Below are 20767 nucleotides of genomic sequence, written 5' to 3' on the forward strand. Positions count from 1 at the left end.
GATGGAAAAAACGATGTTAACGTTTGAAAAAGTCAGCGCCCACTACGGCAAGATTCAGGCGCTGCACGACGTCAGTCTGCACATCAACCAGGGGGAAATCGTTACCCTGATTGGCGCTAACGGCGCGGGGAAAACGACGCTGCTTGGCACCTTGTGCGGCGATCCGCGCGCCTCCAGCGGACGGGTGGTGTTTGACGGTAAAGACATCACCGACTGGCAGACGGCGAAAATCATGCGTGAAGCGGTGGCGATAGTGCCGGAAGGGCGGCGCGTCTTCTCGCGGATGACGGTGGAAGAGAACCTGGCGATGGGCGGTTTTTTTGCCGAGCGCGATCGGTTTCAGGAGCGTATCAAATGGGTGTACGAGCTGTTTCCGCGCCTGCATGAACGCCGTATCCAGCGAGCGGGCACCATGTCCGGCGGCGAACAGCAGATGCTGGCGATTGGTCGCGCGCTGATGAGCCAGCCGCGCCTGTTGCTGCTGGATGAACCGTCGCTGGGGCTGGCGCCGATCATCATCCAGCAGATCTTCGACACCATTGAGCAGTTGCGCGAGCAGGGTATGACCATCTTCCTTGTCGAGCAAAACGCTAACCAGGCGCTGAAGCTCGCCGACCGCGGTTATGTGCTGGAAAACGGCCACGTAGTGCTATCCGATACCGGTGATGCGCTGCTGGCGAACGAAGCGGTGCGCAGCGCCTATCTGGGCGGATAAGGCGCAGTTTACAGCTGCCATCTGGCAAACGCGCCCGGTGGCGCTACCGCTTACCGGACCTGGCGGATTACTCGCCATTCGGCAAATCAGTAGAACATTTTTCGTACCAATATGTTATAGTTGAGAATAGTTATCAACTATAACCACCGAAGAAGGAGCAAGGATGATACGTTCAGGCGCCTGCATAATGGGAACGCTGTTGTTCGCGGCTTCGTTCAGTGTTAACGCCTTAACCTCAAACGATTTTGATCCCCGCGATCCTGCTATCTGGCAAGAAGAAACCGCAACGCCTTATCCACTGGCCGCAACGACCTGCGAAGTGCGTCATCATCCGGATTGTGCAACGTGGGAGGATGAAAAATCCGACATTCAGCGTGAACGCGAGCGGCGAGATCAGCGGCGCTTACAAAATCAGTACAAAAAGTATTCTCATCGTGATTAACTGCTGACGCCAGCCAAATAACGCATGTCTGGTCAGCATTACGCTGTCAGACGTGCCGTAGCTCCCACTTTTCTTTTCCGGCGCTTTCACTGCCTTGCCATCTCTCTGTCGCCTTACTATCTTTTTTTTGTAATAAAAAAGTTATTTTTCTGTCATTCGAGCATGTCATGTTACCCCCGCGAACATAAAACGCGTGATATCGCGCATCCCGGCACAAAAAGAGAGATAACCGATGATATCGTTACGACATACAGCTTTAGGACTGGCGCTGAGTCTGGCATTTACGGGTCAGGCGTTGGCTGTCACCACTATTCCATTCTGGCATTCAATGGAAGGGGAGTTAGGCAAAGAAGTTGATTCACTGGCGCAACGTTTCAACCAGGCCAATCCGGATTACAAAATCGTTCCGGTCTATAAGGGGAACTATGAACAGAACCTGAGCGCCGGGATCGCGGCATTCCGTACCGGCAACGCGCCGGCAATATTGCAGGTTTATGAGGTTGGGACGGCGACCATGATGGCCTCGAAAGCCATTAAGCCGGTTTATGAAGTGTTTAAAGACGCCGGTATTAACTTTGACGAGTCCCAGTTTGTACCGACCGTTGCAGGCTACTACACCGATGCTAAAAGCGGGCATCTGCTCTCCCAGCCCTTTAACAGCTCCACGCCGGTACTGTACTACAACAAAGACGCCTTTAAGAAAGCCGGTTTAGATCCGGAACAGCCGCCGAAAACCTGGCAGGAGCTGGCTGACTATACCGCGAAACTGAGAGCGGCAGGCATGAAATGCGGTTACGCCAGCGGCTGGCAAGGCTGGATCCAACTGGAAAACTTCAGCGCCTGGAACGGTCTCCCCTTTGCCAGTAAAAACAATGGCTTTGACGGTACAGATGCGGTGCTGGAGTTTAATAAGCCAGAGCAGGTGAAACATATCGCGCTGCTGGAAGAGATGAATAAGAAAGGCGATTTTAGCTATGTTGGGCGTAAGGACGAGTCTACCGAGAAGTTTTATAACGGTGACTGCGCGATGACAACCGCGTCCTCCGGCTCGCTCGCCAATATCCGCCAGTATGCCAAATTTAACTATGGCGTGGGTATGATGCCGTACGACGCGGATATCAAGGGCGCGCCGCAAAACGCTATTATCGGCGGAGCCAGCCTATGGGTCATGCAGGGTAAAGATAAAGAAACCTATACCGGCGTCGCCAAATTCCTCGACTTCCTGGCAAAACCGGAAAACGCTGCTGAATGGCATCAAAAAACCGGCTACCTGCCGATTACCACCGCCGCCTACGAGCTGACCCGCGAGCAGGGTTATTACGATAAAAACCCCGGTGCGGATATCGCCACTCGCCAGATGTTGAATAAGCCGCCGTTACCCTTCACCAAAGGCTTGCGTCTGGGCAATATGCCGCAGATTCGTACCATCGTGGACGAAGAGCTGGAAAGCGTCTGGACCGGGAAGAAAACCCCACAACAGGCGTTGGATACCGCGGTGGATCGCGGGAATCAGTTACTGCGTCGTTTTGAGAAAGCGAGCAAATCTTAAGTGTATAAGTGCCTGATGGCGCTGCGCTTATCAGGCCTACAGCGTTTGTAGGCCGGATAAGGTGCTTGCACCGCCATCCGGCACCTTCCAGGAAAAGAATCTTCATGTCATCATTCCGTCCGGTGTTCCGCTCGCGCTGGCTGCCGTATTTACTGGTTGCTCCGCAGTTGGTTATCACCGTTATTTTCTTTATCTGGCCTGCGGGCGAAGCGCTGTGGTATTCGCTGCAAAGCGTCGATCCGTTTGGTTTTTCCAGCCAATTTGTCGGGCTGGAGAATTTCGTCGCGCTTTTTCACGACAGTTATTATCTCGATGCCTTCTGGACGACGATTAAATTCAGCGCGCTGGTCACGTTTAGCGGCCTGCTGGTCTCGTTGTTTTTCGCCGCCCTGGTGGATTACGTGGTGCGCGGCAGCCGTTTTTATCAGACGCTGATGCTGCTGCCTTATGCCGTCGCGCCCGCCGTCGCCGCCGTATTGTGGATTTTCCTGTTTAACCCGGGGCGGGGATTAATCACCCATTTCCTTGGCGAATTCGGCTATGACTGGAACCACGCGCAAAACAGCGGTCAGGCGATGTTCCTGGTGGTATTTGCGTCAGTCTGGAAGCAGATTAGTTACAACTTTTTATTCTTCTTTGCCGCGCTGCAATCCATTCCCCGCTCGCTGGTGGAAGCGGCGGCCATTGACGGCGCCGGGCCGATTCGTCGTTTCTTCCGGCTTTCTTTGCCGCTTATTGCGCCGGTCAGTTTCTTCCTGCTGGTGGTCAACCTGGTGTATGCCTTTTTCGACACCTTCCCGGTGATCGACGCCGCGACCGCCGGCGGGCCGGTACAAGCCACCACGACGCTGATTTATAAGATTTATCGCGAAGGGTTTACCGGCCTGGATCTCTCGGCGTCCGCCGCGCAGTCGGTGGTGTTGATGTTCCTCGTCATCATTCTGACGGTGGTGCAGTTCCGCTATGTGGAAAGTAAGGTGCGTTACCAATGATAGAGAATCGTCGCGGGCTGACAATATTCAGCCATACCATGCTGATTCTGGGGATCGCGGTCATTTTGTTTCCGCTGTATGTCGCGTTTGTCGCGGCGACGCTGGACGACCGCGCGGTGTTTGAGACGCCGATGACACTGCTTCCCGGCACGCAGTTACTGGAGAATATCAAAACTATTTGGGTCAACGGCGTCGGTGTTAATAGCGCGCCATTCTGGCTGATGATGCTTAACAGTTTCATTATGGCGTTCAGCATTACGGTAGGCAAAATCACGGTATCTATGCTTTCCGCATTCGCCATCGTCTGGTTTCGTTTTCCCCTGCGTAACCTGTTCTTCTGGATGATTTTTATCACCCTGATGCTGCCGGTTGAAGTGCGTATCTTCCCGACGGTGGAAGTGATCGCCAACCTGAAAATGCTCGACAGCTATGCTGGTCTGACGCTACCGCTGATGGCGTCCGCTACCGCCACTTTCCTGTTTCGTCAGTTCTTTATGACGCTTCCGGATGAACTGGTGGAGGCGGCCCGTATTGACGGCGCGTCGCCGATGCGCTTTTTCCGCGACATCGTGTTGCCGCTGTCAAAAACCAACCTGGCGGCGTTATTCGTCATCACCTTTATCTACGGCTGGAACCAGTATCTGTGGCCGCTGTTGATTATCACCGACGTGAATCTTGGCACTGCCGTAGCGGGTATCAAAGGGATGATCGCCACTGGCGAAGGTACCACGCAATGGAACCAGGTGATGGCGGCAATGCTGCTGACTCTGATTCCCCCGGTCGTAATTGTGTTAGCCATGCAACGGGCGTTTGTGCGTGGTTTAGTGGACAGTGAGAAGTAGGTTGTATCCCTTGATTATTCGTGACGTCGACGCTGAGCCGAAATCGCGTAATCAAGGCGGAGGATGATGGACATAGTGGGCCTATGTCCAAATCCGACAACGCAGAGTACGCGATTTCGGCACGCGTCCCAAAGGGCTGGGGCTATTTTTGCCCAGTGCCGCGTTACTCGCGTCTAATTTGGGCCCACCAAACTTCGTCGCTCGCGCCTTGCCCTGGGCAAAAATAGCCGCCAGCGACGTTCATGAATAATCAAGGGATGCAACCTCTATGGCTGGTTTAAAACTACAGGCAGTAACCAAAAGCTGGGACGGCAAAACCCAGGTCATTCAACCGTTAACGCTGGACGTGGCGGATGGCGAATTTATCGTGATGGTCGGGCCGTCCGGCTGCGGCAAATCAACGTTGTTGCGGATGGTGGCTGGTCTGGAACGCGTGACCAGCGGCGATATCTGGATTGATCGCAAACGGGTCACCGAGATGGAGCCCAAAGATCGCGGCATCGCGATGGTATTTCAGAACTATGCTCTCTATCCCCATATGAGCGTAGAAGAGAACATGGCGTGGGGACTAAAAATTCGCGGTATGAGCAAAGCGCATATTGAAGAACGTGTGCGGGAGGCTGCGCGCATTCTGGAGCTGGACGGCCTGCTTAAACGCCGTCCACGCGAGCTTTCCGGCGGTCAGCGGCAGCGCGTGGCAATGGGGCGCGCGATCGTCCGCGAGCCGGCAGTCTTTTTATTCGACGAACCGCTTTCTAACCTCGACGCCAAGCTGCGCGTGCAGATGCGTCTGGAGTTACAACATCTGCATCGTCGTCTTCGTACCACCTCGCTCTATGTTACTCACGATCAGGTAGAGGCGATGACGCTGGCCCAGCGGGTGATGGTGATGAATAAAGGCGTCGCAGAACAGATTGGCACGCCGGTAGAGGTGTATGAAAAACCGGCCAGTCGCTTCGTGGCGAGCTTTATTGGCAGCCCGGCGATGAATCTGTTGGACGGCGTTATCAGCGCTTCCGGCGACCGTTTCGAATTGCCTGGCGGTCTGGCGTTGCCGATAAGTGCGGACTATCGGGGTCATGCCGGACGTAAAATGACGCTGGGTATCCGCCCGGAGCATATTGCGTTAAGCTCGCAGGCGGAAGGCGGCGTGCCGTTAACGGTAGACACGCTGGAGATTCTGGGCGCGGATAATCTGGCGCATGGGCGCTGGGGCGATCAGAAACTGGTGGTGCGGTTGGCGCATCAGCAACGCCCGGCGGCGGGCAGTACGCTATGGCTGCATCTGCCGGAACATCAGCGGCATCTTTTTGATGGCGAAACAGGACAACGTGTATGAGTAACTGGCCTTATCCCCACATTGTCGCCCATCGCGGCGGCGGTAAACTGGCGCCGGAAAACACTCTGGCGGCGATTGACGTGGGCGCGCGATACGGGCACACCATGATTGAGTTTGATGCCAAGCTGTCGAAAGACGGCGAAATTTTCCTGCTGCATGACGATAACCTGGAGCGCACCAGCAATGGTTGGGGCGTGGCGGGCGAGTTGAACTGGCAGGATTTATTGCGTGTGGACGCTGGCGGTTGGTTTAGCGGCGAATTTAAAGGCGAGCCGCTGCCGTTGCTCTCGCAGGTGGCGGAGCGCTGCCGTAAACACGGCATGATGGCGAATATTGAGATCAAACCGACAACGGGGAGCGGAAGGCTAACAGGACGCGTCGTGGCGTTGGCCGCCCGCGAACTGTGGGCCGGGATGACGCCGCCGCTGCTTTCTTCCTTTGAGATAGAGGCGCTGGAAGCGGCGCAGGCGGCAGCACCTGAACTGCCGCGCGGGTTACTGCTGGATAAATGGCGTGAAGACTGGCGTGAACTGACGACCCGTCTGGGCTGTGTTTCCCTCCATCTCAACCATAAATTACTCGATGAGACGCGAGTGCAAGAGATTAAGGCCGCGGGTCTGCGGATTCTGGTGTATACCGTCAATCAGCCCCAGCGGGCGGCAGAGCTGCTGCGCTGGGGCGTGGATTGTATCTGCACCGATCGCATTGATGACATCGGCCCTCACTTTCAGTTTTAAGGGCCGTCAGTTTTAAGGGCTGATGGTTTTCAGCGGGATGTCAGGCTGCGGCGTCCCGCTGCCCTGCTGCAACATTGGCTGGGAATGGTTTAGCATCCGGTCCGGATTTCCGCTGCCGCTGAGCATTCCGCCCTGCGTATTGGGCAGCGTTTGCTGACCGAGCATACCGCTGCCCGGCTGTCCCTGCTGAACCCGCTGCGTATTGGCATTCAACTGCGACTGTAGATTTTGCTGCTGGCTGCGTGCCTGCGTTTGCATCTGTTGTTTCAACATACCCTGCTGCTGAATCTGCTGCGTTTGCATCTGCGTCTGCATACGCTGCTGGCTGGGGATCTGATAACCTGGCTGATTAGGATTATTCATAGTGTTAATTGGCTGGGCCAATACAGCAAAGGGTAACAAAGCCGTAATAAGTAATAAGCGTTTCATTGTCGTCTCCTCCCGATGAGGCCTCTTTTTAAGTGTACCTCTATTTCGCCATGATGATGATTTTTTAAGCGTTGTGGACCAGGATTAAACGGGACATACACCCATTTATCTGGAGAAAAACAACGATGAAACCAACGTTTATGCGCTGGGTGGCGATCGCCGCTCTGCTGGCCGGGGGGACGTTTAGCGCGGTGGCCAATCCTCCCGTCGCGCCGCCAGTCTCCTATGGTGTTGAAGAAGATGTCTTTCATCCTGTACGGGCGACGCAAGGGATGGTGGCGTCCGTGGATGCAATGGCGACGCAGGTTGGCGTGGATATCTTAAAGCAGGGCGGTAATGCCGTGGATGCCGCCGTCGCCGTGGGCTATGCGCTGGCTGTCACGCATCCGCAAGCCGGGAATCTGGGCGGCGGGGGATTTATGCTGCTGCGCACTAAAGATGGCGCTACCACGGCGATTGATTTTCGTGAAATGGCGCCTGCTGCCGCGACCCGTGATATGTTCCTCGACGATCAGGGTAACGCCGATGCGAAAAAGTCGCTGACGTCGCATCTGGCATCCGGTACGCCTGGCACCGTGGCGGGGTTCTCGCTGGCGCTGGAGAAATACGGCACGATGCCGCTGAATAAAGTGGTGCGTCCGGCGATGAAGCTGGCGGAAGAGGGTTTTGTGGTTAACGATGCGCTGGCCGACGACTTAAAAACTTACGGCAGCGAAGTGATCCCTAATCATGAGAACAGCAAAGCCATTTTCTGGAAAGACGGCGAGCCGCTGAAAAAAGGCGATAAGCTGGTCCAGAAGAATCTGGCGAAAAGCCTGGAAATGATTGCCGAAAACGGCCCGGCTGCGTTTTATAAAGGGGCGATTGCCGACCAGATTGCCGGGGAAATGCAGAAGAACGGCGGTCTGATGACCAAAGAGGATTTAGCCAGCTATAAAGCCGTTGAGCGTACGCCAATCAGCGGTGACTATCGCGGGTATCAGGTTTTCTCCATGCCGCCGCCGTCCTCGGGCGGTATTCACATCGTGCAAATCCTCAATATTCTTGAAAACTTCGATATGAAGAAGTACGGCTTTGGCAGCGCCGATGCCATGCAAATCATGGCGGAAGCGGAAAAATATGCCTACGCTGACCGCTCAGAGTATCTGGGCGATCCGGACTTTGTGAAAGTGCCGTGGCAGGCGCTGACCAACAAAGCCTATGCGAAAACGTTGGCCGATCAAATTGATATCAACAAGGCCAAACCTTCCAGCCAGATAAAACCTGGCAAGCTCGCCCCGTATGAAAGCAACCAGACCACCCACTTCTCGGTGGTGGATAAAGACGGCAATGCCGTGGCGGTGACCTATACCCTGAACACCACCTTCGGCACAGGAATTGTGGCGGGAAATACCGGTATTCTGCTGAATAATCAAATGGATGATTTTTCTGCTAAACCCGGTGTACCCAATGTTTATGGCCTGGTGGGCGGCGATGCTAACGCGGTCGAACCAAAAAAACGTCCGCTGTCGTCGATGTCGCCGACTATCGTGGTAAAAGACGGCAAAACCTGGCTGGTGACCGGTAGCCCTGGCGGGAGTCGAATCATCACTACCGTGCTGCAAATGGTAGTGAACAGTATTGATTTTGGCATGAACGTCGCCGAAGCGACCAACGCGCCGCGCTTCCATCATCAATGGTTGCCGGACGAACTGCGGGTAGAAAAGGGTTTCAGCCCCGATACGCTGAAGTTGCTGGAACAGAAAGGGCAGAAAGTCGCGCTGAAAGAAGCGATGGGCAGCACCCAAAGTATTATGGTTGGACCGGATGGCGAACTGTACGGTGCGTCTGACCCGCGTTCCGTAGATGACTTAACGGCGGGATACTGATTTTTAATACCAGGCCCGGTGTCAGGCACCGGGCTATTTGCAGATTATGCCGTGAGTAATCGGGCTGGATTATCAATACAGAGCTTGCGCAGAGTATCGTTGTCTACTCCACGGGCAGCCAGATAGGCGAGGAAGACATTTGGTACAAACCCCCAGCCATTTCCGCCATTTTTCGCCCACATCTGTTTGAGAAAAACGTCATGGCTTAAAACGATTTGGTCGGCGTAACCTAACTCAATCAGATGTGCTACCGCATCAGCTGTCTCCTGAACGCCCGGCGCGACACCTTCTTTTGGGAAGGTAATGTCCAGACCAATCATGTCAAATTCAAGCCATACGCCGCGGTCGAGCATTTTACGTTGATAGGCGACATCTTTTCCTGAAGGGTCCGAATGCGCCAGCGAGACTTTTGCCGGGGAGACGTTCATTTCTTCCAGCACAATATCCAGCACCTCATCCCCCAGTCGCAGCCACCCCGGCATATGGATATTCATCGCCGTGTGGGGGTTGCTACATTGTGCCAGAGACGCTGCCCGCAGGCTGTTACGCTCCGCTTGGGTAAAAGCAGGTGATACGCCGATTTCACCGATCATGCCCGCGCGAATATCCGTCTCACCAATACCCTGATTCAGTTCTTTATCAATGAGTGAGGCTAACAGCTCAACAGGTTTATGGATCCGGGTGCTTTCAAATTTCTCCAGATAAGGCCCGGATGACGCAACGATATTCAAACCCGTTTTTAAGGCAACTTCTCGTAGCGCTGAGGCATCCCGTCCAATGGATTCTGAACCGGTGGCGTCGACAATCGTCCTGCCGCCCAAAGACATAAAGTTATTGATTTCGAAGATAACATCATCAATCTCTTTTCTGTCCATGTTATCGGCGCAGCAGTATGGGTCGTGTTTCAGCCCCCACTGCAGGTCAGCACTGACTTTCTTTCCCACCAGTTGCTGTGAAAAAGCATAATGTGGCTCGTCTACGACCGAAGACAGATCGTTAAACAGATGCTCATGCGGTAGCGTCAGCCCCATATCCGTATGCGCCACCGGGCCTGTTACGGTTTGCAGGAAACCTTTCATTCTGACACCTCCATTCTTTGCGCCATTTTGGATGCTCTGTATTCAGGGATGGTGGTCACAATCGCACCGACTAACGCGAACAGCGTACCGATGATGGTGACCAGGTAGACCGTATTGCCTAATGAAGGGATCAATTCATCAATTAGCACTGAGCCAAGCAGTTGGCCTGCTGTTGATGCTACGCCCAGCATCAATAGTCCTAAGCCTCTCACCAGAATCGCCATTAGCCCGATGGACAGCAGACCCAGCGGGCCACCGAGATACATCCACCATGTATCGGGTAACTGGATGGTGACATGGCCTAATGCGATACGTATCGCCAGCGCCGCGCCCAGGACACAGAAGCCGACGATGAAGTTCCATGTAATGGACACCAGCATGGAGCCCGTTGCCTCGGCGACTTTAGCATTCCCCGCAGGCTGCCAGCCAGCGAGTAACCCTGCCAAAAAGGGGAGGATAGCGAGCAGGATAAACGAGGTTGAGTGCCACTGTGGCGACACGACAAAAATGGTGGCGATAACGGCGAACAATGCGCCAGTAATGCGCCATGGCGTAAAATATTTCTTCTCATCCACACCAACGCCAAAACGGTCGCACAGCAGGCCGGAAAGGAGCAGAGCGGAAATTAATGCCGTTTGAAAGGTGGCAACGCCCAGCGCGCTGGCAGATGCGCCTTCAGAAAATACGACCATCGCCCCGCATAATCCTGCAAACCAATTCCATAGCGGGATTTTTCTCTTTTTAATCAGAGTAGGGATTGAGGCGAATTGCTGGCGTGTTTCTTTGCGCGCAATAATAATAAAAAACATGACGACCAGACCGCTGGCAAATGAGATTACTGCGCAAGCATTACCGTCTTGTAACCAATGTCCTAACTGCCCATTAACGGCAGACTGCATCGGGGAAAGCATACCGGCTAAGATGGTGGCAAGCATCAGTAAGGGGGTTGAGTACTTATTCTTGTTCATACATCAATCCTTATATTTTATAAAAGGAGTAACTTTCGTTACTCCATTGTTTTTTATTTTCTGGCGATGAATTGAAGCGTGTTGACCCACAGGTCGGTATAAAACGGCCATGACATAAACTGCTGGGTTCCCCAGTGTGGGGAGCAGTCACTCATAAAGCAGGCGGTTTTACCCTGTTGGTATTCACCGAACACTAACAATGGGTCATTATTTATTGTTAATACGACATCGGCATCGTCTCTGGCGACGGCCTGGTTATATCCAAGAAATACCGGGTAATCTGAGAACCCGTTAACAACAGGATGTTCAGGTGAGACAGCCTCAGCACAAATACCCTCTGGCTTTTCTACCCGGTCATCGCCATCAAGCATAATAACTGGCAGAACCTCAGCAAGAACGGTGTTCTTATAATTGGCTTTTGCCTCAATACCCATAAATGACAGATAGCCGCCAATCATGAGTAGTCCACCGCCATTTTTGACGTACTCTTTAATGGACTCCAGAGCGTTTGGTTTTATTTTTAGCTGATAGAAGGTTTCATTTTGTAGCAAGAAGGTATTACTACCAATGTCGCTAATAACAATCACATCATAACGATTTAATTCGTCAATACTCTCTGGAAAGGCAATTTGTACCGTGTGGGCAGGCATGTAATCAATATCAACGCCGCCTTTCCTCAGGCATTCCAGTAACCATGTAGCGCCTTCTTCATATTTACTGGAGGTGAAACTGTCATAACCTTTTGAATGAATCATATGAATATGCCAGGATTCTCCAATAAAGAGCACCTTTAGTTTTTTCTGCGTATTGTTCATAGTCTGCTCCTTGATTTAGTGAGTAGAGATAGTTTGTTTGTAATGTGAACCCTGAATACGATGAAGAACGGAGTCGTTTTCCGGCATATCAGAGGCATTAGGCGTTTCAACCGCAAGTGAGGCAAATGCGCTGGCGTAGCACAATGCGGATGCCAGTGACTTTCCTTTTGCAAGGCCAGATGCGAGGGCGCCATTGAAAGCGTCACCCGCTCCCGCAGTATTTTTTACAACTGCCGGAAATGCCGGGGAATAGATGAATTGTGTGCCATCATAAGCAAGCGAACCTTTGCTACCTAATGTAATAATGGTATTTTTGACGCCTTTCTGGTGAATAATTTTGGCCGCGCATTTGGCTGATTCGATATCATTAACCGCCATATTGGCCAGCAGGCCTGCTTCCGTTTCATTTGGCGTAATATAGTCAATGTTATCAATGATGGTGTTAACCATGTCATTGTACGGCGCTGGATTGATGATGACCGGTATGTCATTTTTTTGTGCAAGACGAATTGTTTGCTGCAGCGCTTCGTAATTCGTCTCCAGTTGGACAAGAACAATATCTGAATGAACAATGGCCTCTTTCTGAATGGTGATTTCATCAGGGGAAATTGTCATGTTGGCGCCGGGGTAGATAGCGATGACGTTATCTCCGGTATCTCCATTCACCATGATGGTTGCTGTACCTGTTTGTGTTTCTTTGGTCTGGTAGATAACACTTTTATGGATTTTTGATGAGTTTATAAAATTAATGGCGTAATCACTAAAATGATCTGAGCCGACTTTAGTAATAAAATGCACATCAGAGTCGGCATAGCTTGCTGCTAATGCCTGATTACATCCCTTACCGCCGGGTGAAAAAATAAATTTATCGGCCAGCAATGATTCTCCCGTTGAGGGTAATCTCGGTAGATAACTGATGATATCAACATTGAACGAGCCAATAACACATACATTATTTTTCATGGCAGAGAGACCTTTTTTTATTTTCTGCGCTGATTCATATTTTTCCAGCACATAAGCAATTTCATTTTTTGCGACGTTATCAAGAGAATCAAGGGTAATAAATGCACCACCATGACAGCGAGTAAGATATCCCTGTCCGGCAAGTTCATTGAGATCTGAACGAATAGTTTCCTTTGTTACCTTGAGACTTTTCGCCAGATTTGAAACTTTTACAACTCCCGAAATACTGAGTTCCTTCAATATTCTATGATGGCGTTCAAATTTCATTTTTTACCTCACCGTGGTTAAATTAGTCCCGGGAGGAGTATATTGTTGTGATTGTCACCATAAAGTGATGGCAGAAACCAAAAAAAAACAAAAATGTAATATTAATATTGCTAAAATTACGAAAAAAACGGTGATAAAGCTTAAAGCGGCAATAACCATGAAATTCAGATGGTTATTGTTTTGATATAGGGGAAGTAGGTTGCAATAACTGGAATGTGATGAAGGTTTGTGACGTTTCGCCCCACAGGATGGGGCGGGGAAGCGCTATTTCACGCGCGCCATAAAGTACGCATCAACGTACTCACCGTTGCGCAGGCCGTATTTCTTACCGGTGCCTTCGATTTCAAAGCCGTACTTCTTATACACCGCCACCGCGGGCTCGTTATCAACAAACACTGTTAGCTCAATACGCTCGACGCGCAGCCAGTTGTCGCACATGTCGATCATCGTGCGGATCAGCGCGCTGGCAATACCGCGATTGTGCCACCGGGCATCCACGCAGATACCAAAATCGGCCACGTGGCTGCGGCGAGGGCGTTGGGTGACCTGAATAGAAAGATGGCCAACGACAATATCGTCAATGCAGGCAACCAGTTGTTTAACCCCGGCTTGCTCGGTTAGCCGCGCCTGCCACATTTCGAGGGAAGGATGAGGAACCTGTAGCGTGTTGTGGTACACCTCCGGCTGGGCGTGGATCTGACGAATGGCGTCGTAATCTTTCGGTTCAGCGTGGCGTATCACTATTTCGCTCATTCCTTATCTCCTGCAGGGGTAATTGTGTATTTACACTCGCTGAGAAAGAAAATTCCGTCAACCGCATTTTTTTGCAAAAAGAAGTAGACAAGTGCGAATGAGAATGATTATTATTGCCTTGCATTCAGGGGAACCCCTACGGAGAACCTGAAAGCACGACATTGCTCACATTGCTTCCAGTATTACTTTAGCCAGCTTTTGCTGGCTTTTTTTTGGGTTTTGTTTCAGCCTAGCTTACTTGTCATTTTGTCCCCGGGAAGTGCTCGTGCTCCTCACGTACATTTAGTACGCTCCGGGCCCTGCGCGCTTGCCGTGAACAAACTGACCGCGACGCCGACGGCCGATCTTGAGGCATCTGCTTTTGTAGGCCCAAAAAGGCAACGTCGCATCCGGCAAAGAATCCAACATTCAGTCTCCTCACGCTTTGCGCTATGGTGTAAACAATCATCTTCAAAAGGATCGTCTTATGACCTTACACTGCGCATTTATTGGATTCGGCAAAAGCACCACCCGTTACCATCTCCCCTACGTTCTGAATCGGAAAGATACCTGGCATGTCGCGCATATTTTCCGTCGTCACGCTAAACCGGAAGAGCAGGCGCCGCAGTATTCACATATTCACTTCACCAGCGATCTGGATGAGGTGTTGGGCGATCCGCAGGTAAAACTGGTGATCGTCTGTACGCATGCTGACAGCCATTTCGAATACGCCAAACGCGCGCTGGAAGCGGGTAAAAGCGTGCTGGTTGAGAAACCTTTCACGCCGACACTGGCGGAAGCAAAAGTGTTGTTCGAACTGGCGCGAAGCAAAGGACTGACCGTCACGCCGTATCAGAATCGGCGTTTTGATTCCTGTTTTCTCACGGCTAAAAAAGCGATTGAGAGCGGCAAACTGGGCAAGATTGTCGAAATTGAAAGCCATTTCGATTATTACCGCCCGGTAGCAGAAACCAAACCGGGCCTGCCGCAGGATGGCGCATTCTATGGACTTGGCGTCCACACTATGGATCAAATTATTTCGCTATTTGGCCGCCCGGATCATGTCGCGTATGACATTCGTAGCCTGCGTAATAAAGCGAATCCGGATGACACCTTTGAAGCGCAATTGTTCTACGGTGCCCTGAAAGCCATTGTGAAAACCAGCCATCTGGTGAAAATCGACTATCCGAAGTTTATTGTTCACGGCACCAAAGGTTCGTTTGTGAAATACGGTATCGATCAACAAGAAACCAGCCTGAAAGCGAACATTATGCCTGGTGAACCCGGTTTTGCCGCTGACGAATCCGTCGGCGTGCTGGAATATGTTAACGATGACGGCGTGACCGTGAAGGAAGAGGTGAAACCGGAAACGGGTGACTATGGTCGCGTCTATGATGCGCTGTACCAGACGTTGACCATCGGTACGCCTAATTACGTCAAGGAATCTGAAGTTCTTACCAATCTGGAAATCCTCGAACGTGCCTTCGAACAGGCAACGCCTGCGACGATAACCCTCGCTAAATAGCCATTACAGACTCCTCTGCGCTTATTCATATTTTTTGAACAGAGGAGTCAATTTTCACCCTCTATGATCCCGGACGGAATGAGTCCACACTTATTCCATCGAAAACATCTGGGGGTGAACACAATGATCTACTTACGCAAAGCAAACGACCGCGGTCATGCGAATCATGGCTGGCTTGACTCCTGGCATACTTTTTCTTTTGCCGATTATTACGATCCGAACTTTATGGGGTTCTCGGCGCTGCGTGTGATTAACGACGATGTGATCGACGCAGGCCAGGGGTTCGGCACGCATCCGCATAAAGACATGGAAATTTTGACCTATGTGCTGGAAGGCGCCGTAGAACACCAGGACAGTATGGGCAATAAAGAACAGGTTCCGGCAGGTGAATTCCAGATTATGAGCGCCGGGACCGGCGTTCGCCACTCCGAGTACAACCCGAGCAAAACGGATCGTCTGCGGCTGTACCAGATCTGGATCATTCCGCAAGAAACCGGCATCACGCCGCGCTATGAACAGCGCCGCTTCGACGCCGCGCAGGGCAAGCAACTGGTGCTTTCGCCAGATGCTCGCGATGGTTCGCTGAAGGTCCACCAGGATATGGAGCTGTACCGCTGGGCGCTGCTCAAAGATGAGCAGTCGGTGCATCAGATTGCCGCTGAGCGCCGCGTCTGGATCCAGGTGGTAAAAGGTAACGTGACCATTAACGGCACCAAAGCGACGACCAGCGACGGCCTGGCGATTTGGGATGAGCAGGCAATCTCGATTCATGCCGACAGCGACAGCGAAGTGTTGTTGTTTGACTTGCCGCCAGTCTAACGTGCTGTAACCTTTTGTAGGCCGGATAAGACGCGAAAGCGTTGCCATCCGGCTTTTCATCGTTTGTCATTAATTCCGCACGTCCGTGGTAAACTGGGCAAATCTATCCCTTTTATACCTTTCAGGACGATGAAAAAGAAAAGACCCGTACTTCAGGATGTGGCCGACCGTGTGGGCGTGACCAAAATGACGGTCAGCCGTTTTTTGCGTAATCCGGAGCAGGTCTCCGTCGCGCTGCGGGGTAAAATTGCGGCTGCGCTTGATGAGCTCGGGTACATTCCTAATCGCGCGCCTGACATTCTTTCCAACGCCACCAGTCGCGCCATTGGCGTTCTGCTGCCGTCTTTAACCAACCAGGTCTTTGCGGAAGTGTTACGCGGCATTGAGGCTGTCACCGACGCGCATGGTTATCAAACCATGCTGGCGCACTACGGCTATAAACCGGAGATGGAGCAGGAGCGCCTGGAATCGATGCTCTCCTGGAATATCGACGGTCTTATCCTCACTGAGCGTACCCATACGCCGCGCACCTTAAAAATGATCGAAGTCGCCGGGATTCCGGTGGTGGAACTGATGGACAGCCAGTCGCCGTGTCTCGATATTGCCGTCGGTTTTGACAACTTCGAGGCCGCCCGTCAGATGACCGCCGCGATTATCGCGCGTGGTCATCGTCATATCGCCTATCTGGGGGCGCGCCTCGACGAACGTACTATCATCAAGCAGAAGGGCTATGAACAGGCGATGCGGGACTCAGGCCTGGTTCCTTACAGTGTGATGATGGAGCAATCTTCATCCTACTCTTCCGGTATCGAACTCATGCGCCAGGCGCGACGCGAATACCCACAGCTTGACGGTATTTTTTGCACCAACGATGACCTGGCGGTGGGGGCGGCCTTCGAATGCCAGCGCCTGGGGCTAAAAATCCCGGACGACATGGCGATCGCCGGGTTCCACGGTCATGACATCGGCCAGGTGATGGAACCGCGTCTGGCAAGCGTCCTGACGCCGCGCGAGCGAATGGGCAGCATTGGCGCGGAACGTCTGTTGGCCCGCATTCGCGGCGAAACGGTCACGCCGAAAATGTTAGATTTAGGTTTCACCTTGTCACCGGGCGGATCTATTTAGTCTGACAACTTTGAAGTAGCTCACACTTATTCACTTTTGGCACGAATGGTCATTGCGTCGTGAATGGTGCGGTTGGACAATGTTACCGATAACAGTTACCCGTAACAAATTTTGCAACTTGTAGAGTGGGGGCCCGCTTTGAGCACGACTAATCATGATCACCACGTTTACGTTCTGATGGGCGTATCAGGCAGCGGTAAATCCGCTGTCGCAAGCGCCGTGGCGCATCAGCTTCATGCCGCGTTTCTGGACGGCGATTTTCTGCATCCGCGCTGCAATATTGAAAAAATGGCTTCCGGCGAGCCGTTGGATGATGATGACCGCAAACCGTGGTTGCAGGCGCTGAACGACGCCGCTTTCGCGATGCAGCGTACCAATAAAATCTCGCTGATTGTCTGTTCCGCACTGAAAAAACACTATCGCGACCTGCTGCGCGAGGGAAACCCGAATCTCTCCTTTATCTATCTGAAAGGTGATTTCGACGTCATTGAAAGCCGTCTGAAAGCGCGCAAAGGTCATTTCTTCAAAACCCAAATGCTGGTGACGCAGTTTGAAACGCTGCAAGAGCCGGGTGCCGACGAACGCGATGTTCTGGTGGTGGATATCGACCAGCCGCTGGAAGACGTCGTGGCGAGCACCATTGAGGTCATCAATAAAGGCAGTACGCTGTGAGTACATTAACACTGGTTTTAACCGCCGTCGGTTCCGTCTTACTGCTGCTGTTTCTCGTGATGAAGGCGCGTATGCACGCCTTCGTCGCGTTAATGGTCGTCTCAATGGGCGCGGGGCTTTTTTCAGGGATGCCGCTTGATAAAATCGCCGCGACCATGGAAAAAGGGATGGGCGGCACGCTGGGCTTCCTGGCGATTGTGGTCGCGCTGGGGGCGATGTTCGGCAAGATTCTGCATGAAACCGGCGCGGTCGATCAGATAGCCGTGAAAATGCTTAAATCCTTTGGCCATAACCGCGCGCACTATGCGATTGGCCTGGCCGGGCTGATTTGTGCGCTTCCGCTGTTCTTTGAAGTGGCGATTGTGCTGCTGATAAGTGTGGCATTCTCTATGGCGCGTCATACCGGCACAAACCTGGTGAAGCTGGTCATTCCGCTGTTTGCGGGCGTGGCGGCAGCCGCGGCGTTTTTGTTGCCTGGGCCTGCGCCGATGCTGCTGGCTTCCCAGATGCATGCTGATTTCGGCTGGATGATCCTGATTGGGCTGTGCGCCGCCATTCCTGGCATGATTATCGCCGGGCCGCTGTGGGGGAATTTTATCAGCCGTTACGTTGAGCTGCGTATTCCTGACGACATTACCGAGCCGCATCTGGGCGAAGGCAAAATGCCTTCTTTCGGCTTCAGCCTGTCGCTGATCCTGCTGCCGTTGGTGCTGGTAGGACTGAAAACGATCGCCGCGCGCTTTGTGCCGGAAGGTTCCACCGCTTACGAATGGTTTGAGTTTATCGGCCACCCCTTCACTGCGATTCTGGTCGCTTGTCTGGTAGCGATTTACGGCCTGGCGATGCGCCAGGGGATGCCGAAAGACAAAGTGATGGAAATCTGCGGCCACGCGCTGCAACCGGCGGGCATTATCCTGCTGGTGATTGGCGCAGGCGGGGTGTTCAAACAGGTACTGGTTGACTCCGGCGTCGGCCCGGCGCTGGGCGAAGCGTTAACCGGTATGGGACTGCCGATTGCCATTACCTGCTTTGTGCTGGCGGCGGCGGTGCGCATCATTCAGGGTTCCGCGACCGTGGCGTGTTTAACCGCGGTCGGTCTGGTGATGCCGGTCATAGAGCAACTGAATTTCTCCGGCGCGCAGATGGCGGCGCTCTCTATCTGTATCGCCGGCGGTTCAATTGTGGTTTCTCATGTTAACGACGCTGGCTTCTGGCTGTTCGGTAAATTTACCGGCGCGACCGAAGCGCAGACGCTGAAGACCTGGACGATGATGGAGACTATCCTCGGCACGGTCGGCGCGATTGTCGGGATGATTGCTTTCCAACTGCTGAGCTGAGTCTTGTTGCCCGGTGGCGCTGTGCTTACCGGGCCTGGAAACGGGCACATATCGACACCGTAAGCCGGGTAAGGCGTAATCGCTACCCGGTTTTTTTATTGAGGTGTGAATGGCAATCGCCCAACGACGTTTTGCCTCGCCATGTTTCAGTACGCGCATAAAAACAGGCAAATTTCTACGCTGATCCATAATTAGGATCAATAAAACAGCGACGGAAATGATTCCCTTCCTAACGCAAATTCCCTGATAATCGCCACTGGACTTTCTGCTTGCGCGGTAAGGCAGGATAAGTCGCATTACTGATGGCTTCGCTATCATTGATTAATTTCACTTGCGACTTTGGCTGCTTTTTGTATGGTGAAGGATGCGCCACAGGATACTGGCGCGCATACACAGCACATCTCTTTGCAGGAAAAAAACGCTATGAAAAATGTTGGTTTTATCGGCTGGCGCGGAATGGTCGGCTCTGTTCTCATGCAACGCATGGTAGAGGAGCGCGATTTCGACGGTATTCGCCCTGTTTTCTTTTCTACCTCCCAGTTTGGACAGGCGGCGCCCACCTTCGGCGACACCTCCACCGGCACGCTACAGGACGCTTTTGATCTGGATGCGCTAAAAGCGCTCGATATCATCGTGACCTGCCAGGGCGGCGATTATACCAACGAAATTTATCCAAAGCTGCGCGAAAGCGGATGGCAGGGTTACTGGATTGACGCGGCTTCTACGCTGCGCATGAAAGATGATGCCATTATTATTCTCGACCCGGTTAACCAGGACGTGATTACCGACGGCCTGAACAATGGCGTGAAGACCTTTGTGGGCGGTAACTGTACCGTTAGCCTGATGTTGATGTCGCTGGGCGGTCTCTTTGCCCATAATCTCGTTGACTGGGTATCCGTCGCGACCTATCAGGCCGCCTCCGGCGGCGGCGCGCGCCATATGCGCGAGCTGTTAACCCAGATGGGTCAGTTGTATGGCCATGTCGCCGATGAACTGGCGACGCCGTCTTCCGCAATTCTTGATATTGAACGCAAAGTTACGGCATTGACCCGCAGCGGCGAGCTGCCGGTTGATAACTTTGGCGTACCGCTGGCGGGAAGCCTGATCCCCTGGATCGACAAACAGCTCGATAACGGCCAGAGCCGCGAAGAGTGGAAAGGCCAGGCGGAAACCAACAAGATTCTCAATACTGCCTCTGTGATTCCGGTTGATGGTTTGTGCGTGCGCGTCGGCGCGCTGCGCTGTCACAGCCAGGCGTTCACCATCAAGCTGAAAAAAGAGGTATCCATTCCGACGGTGGAAGAACTGCTGGCGGCACATAATCCGTGGGCGAAAGTGGTGCCGAACGATCGTGATATCACTATGCGCGAATTAACCCCGGCGGCGGTGACCGGCACGTTGACTACGCCGGTTGGTCGTCTGCGTAAGCTGAACATGGGGCCAGAGTTCTTGTCGGCGTTTACCGTAGGCGACCAGTTGTTATGGGGCGCCGCCGAGCCGCTGCGTCGAATGCTGCGCCAGTTGGCGTAGTAGCTATTGCAGCGCTTATCGG

Annotated in this window: 20 protein-coding genes and 1 pseudogene; 14 read left to right on the plus strand and 7 right to left on the minus strand. The window is 52.8% G+C overall.

Annotated elements, in window-relative coordinates; translation table 11 throughout:
• Position 1: 1 nt before the first annotated feature.
• From livF to ugpQ, 7 genes are all read left to right on the plus strand, one after another.
• Positions 2-715 carry a high-affinity branched-chain amino acid ABC transporter ATP-binding protein LivF gene (gene livF, locus HU143_RS01405; protein WP_000416114.1) on the plus strand — a complete coding sequence of 238 codons (714 nt, stop codon included), beginning with the start codon at positions 2-4 and terminating at the stop codon, positions 713-715.
• Between the two features lie 163 nt (positions 716-878).
• A complete protein-coding gene (locus HU143_RS01410; protein ID WP_020838617.1) occupies positions 879-1157 on the plus strand; it encodes a hypothetical protein in 279 nt (92 codons plus the stop codon).
• Between the two features lie 232 nt (positions 1158-1389).
• Positions 1390-2706 (plus strand): sn-glycerol-3-phosphate ABC transporter substrate-binding protein UgpB, encoded by a 1317-nt coding sequence (gene ugpB / locus HU143_RS01415; protein WP_000624747.1) that lies wholly within the window; start codon positions 1390-1392, stop codon positions 2704-2706.
• Positions 2707-2810: 104 nt separating this feature from the next.
• The gene (gene ugpA, locus HU143_RS01420; protein ID WP_000094074.1) at positions 2811-3698 is read left to right on the plus strand and encodes a sn-glycerol-3-phosphate ABC transporter permease UgpA; all 888 of its coding nucleotides are present in this window, start codon (positions 2811-2813) and stop codon (positions 3696-3698) included.
• Positions 3695-4540 (plus strand): sn-glycerol-3-phosphate ABC transporter permease UgpE, encoded by an 846-nt coding sequence (ugpE, locus tag HU143_RS01425; protein ID WP_000572196.1) that lies wholly within the window; start codon positions 3695-3697, stop codon positions 4538-4540. The genes ugpA and ugpE overlap by 4 nt, the downstream gene beginning before the upstream one ends.
• Positions 4541-4808: 268 nt before the next feature.
• On the plus strand, positions 4809-5879 hold the full coding sequence (locus HU143_RS01430) for a sn-glycerol-3-phosphate import ATP-binding protein UgpC (RefSeq protein ID WP_000907846.1): 1071 nt from the start codon (positions 4809-4811) through the stop codon (positions 5877-5879).
• Positions 5876-6616, plus strand: coding sequence for a glycerophosphodiester phosphodiesterase (ugpQ, locus tag HU143_RS01435; RefSeq protein WP_000073548.1), 741 nt, complete (start codon positions 5876-5878; stop codon positions 6614-6616). Before HU143_RS01430 ends, ugpQ begins: the two co-directional genes overlap by 4 nt.
• Positions 6617-6628: 12 nt before the next feature.
• Here the strand turns inward: ugpQ and HU143_RS01440 are convergent, their stop codons facing one another.
• Positions 6629-7045 carry a DUF2756 family protein gene (locus HU143_RS01440; protein ID WP_023227424.1) on the minus strand — a complete coding sequence of 139 codons (417 nt, stop codon included), beginning with the start codon at positions 7043-7045 and terminating at the stop codon, positions 6629-6631.
• Between the two features lie 125 nt (positions 7046-7170).
• On the opposite strand from HU143_RS01440, the gene ggt reads away from it, so the two are divergent.
• Complete coding sequence (gene ggt / locus HU143_RS01445) at positions 7171-8913, plus strand: gamma-glutamyltransferase (protein ID WP_023227425.1); 1743 nt, start codon at positions 7171-7173, stop codon at positions 8911-8913.
• A 44-nt stretch (positions 8914-8957) separates the two neighbouring features.
• Here ggt and HU143_RS01450 read toward each other — a convergent pair whose 3' ends face one another.
• The 5 genes from HU143_RS01450 to yhhY all read right to left on the minus strand — a co-directional run bounded on the left by HU143_RS01450 (position 8958) and on the right by yhhY (position 13758).
• Positions 8958-9992, minus strand: a complete 1035-nt coding sequence (locus tag HU143_RS01450) for a phosphotriesterase family protein (RefSeq protein ID WP_023227426.1) — start codon at positions 9990-9992, stop codon at positions 8958-8960.
• Positions 9989-10960, minus strand: coding sequence for a DMT family transporter (locus HU143_RS01455; RefSeq protein ID WP_023227427.1), 972 nt, complete (start codon positions 10958-10960; stop codon positions 9989-9991). Before HU143_RS01455 ends, HU143_RS01450 begins: the two co-directional genes overlap by 4 nt.
• Positions 10961-11013: 53 nt before the next feature.
• Positions 11014-11775 carry a glutamine amidotransferase gene (locus HU143_RS01460; RefSeq protein WP_001066509.1) on the minus strand — a complete coding sequence of 254 codons (762 nt, stop codon included), beginning with the start codon at positions 11773-11775 and terminating at the stop codon, positions 11014-11016.
• Between the two features lie 15 nt (positions 11776-11790).
• A complete protein-coding gene (locus HU143_RS01465; RefSeq protein ID WP_000667440.1) occupies positions 11791-13005 on the minus strand; it encodes a PfkB family carbohydrate kinase in 1215 nt (404 codons plus the stop codon).
• Between the two features lie 264 nt (positions 13006-13269).
• Positions 13270-13758, minus strand: coding sequence for an N-acetyltransferase (gene yhhY / locus HU143_RS01470; RefSeq protein ID WP_001290279.1), 489 nt, complete (start codon positions 13756-13758; stop codon positions 13270-13272).
• Between the two features lie 466 nt (positions 13759-14224).
• On the opposite strand from yhhY, the gene HU143_RS01475 reads away from it, so the two are divergent.
• The 5 genes from HU143_RS01475 (at position 14225) to gntU (ending at position 19215) form a co-directional block, all read left to right on the plus strand.
• A complete protein-coding gene (locus HU143_RS01475; protein ID WP_023227428.1) occupies positions 14225-15262 on the plus strand; it encodes an oxidoreductase in 1038 nt (345 codons plus the stop codon).
• 123 nt (positions 15263-15385) lie between these two features.
• A complete protein-coding gene (locus HU143_RS01480) occupies positions 15386-16081 on the plus strand; it encodes a pirin family protein (protein WP_000639789.1) in 696 nt (231 codons plus the stop codon).
• A 129-nt stretch (positions 16082-16210) separates the two neighbouring features.
• Positions 16211-17206: a gluconate operon transcriptional repressor GntR gene (gene gntR, locus HU143_RS01485; RefSeq protein WP_000730243.1), complete on the plus strand. Its 996-nt coding sequence runs from the start codon at positions 16211-16213 to the stop codon at positions 17204-17206.
• Positions 17207-17344: 138 nt separating this feature from the next.
• Positions 17345-17878 carry a gluconokinase gene (gntK, locus tag HU143_RS01490; RefSeq protein WP_023227429.1) on the plus strand — a complete coding sequence of 178 codons (534 nt, stop codon included), beginning with the start codon at positions 17345-17347 and terminating at the stop codon, positions 17876-17878.
• The gene (gene gntU / locus HU143_RS01495) at positions 17875-19215 is read left to right on the plus strand and encodes a gluconate transporter (protein WP_000105950.1); all 1341 of its coding nucleotides are present in this window, start codon (positions 17875-17877) and stop codon (positions 19213-19215) included. The genes gntK and gntU overlap by 4 nt, the downstream gene beginning before the upstream one ends.
• On the opposite strand, the pseudogene HU143_RS01500 reads toward gntU, so the two are convergent.
• Positions 19138-19512 (minus strand): annotated as a pseudogene (locus HU143_RS01500) (MarC family protein); the annotation flags it as partial. The gene gntU and the pseudogene HU143_RS01500 overlap by 78 nt on opposite strands.
• A 126-nt stretch (positions 19513-19638) precedes the next feature.
• Between HU143_RS01500 and asd the strand changes: the two are divergent.
• Positions 19639-20745 (plus strand): aspartate-semialdehyde dehydrogenase, encoded by a 1107-nt coding sequence (asd, locus tag HU143_RS01505; protein ID WP_023227430.1) that lies wholly within the window; start codon positions 19639-19641, stop codon positions 20743-20745.
• The last annotated feature ends 22 nt before the right edge of the window (positions 20746-20767 follow it).

Origin of the sequence: Salmonella sp. SJTUF14076 (assembly GCF_015534835.1) — a bacterium.
Lineage (GTDB): Bacteria > Pseudomonadota > Gammaproteobacteria > Enterobacterales > Enterobacteriaceae > Salmonella > Salmonella enterica.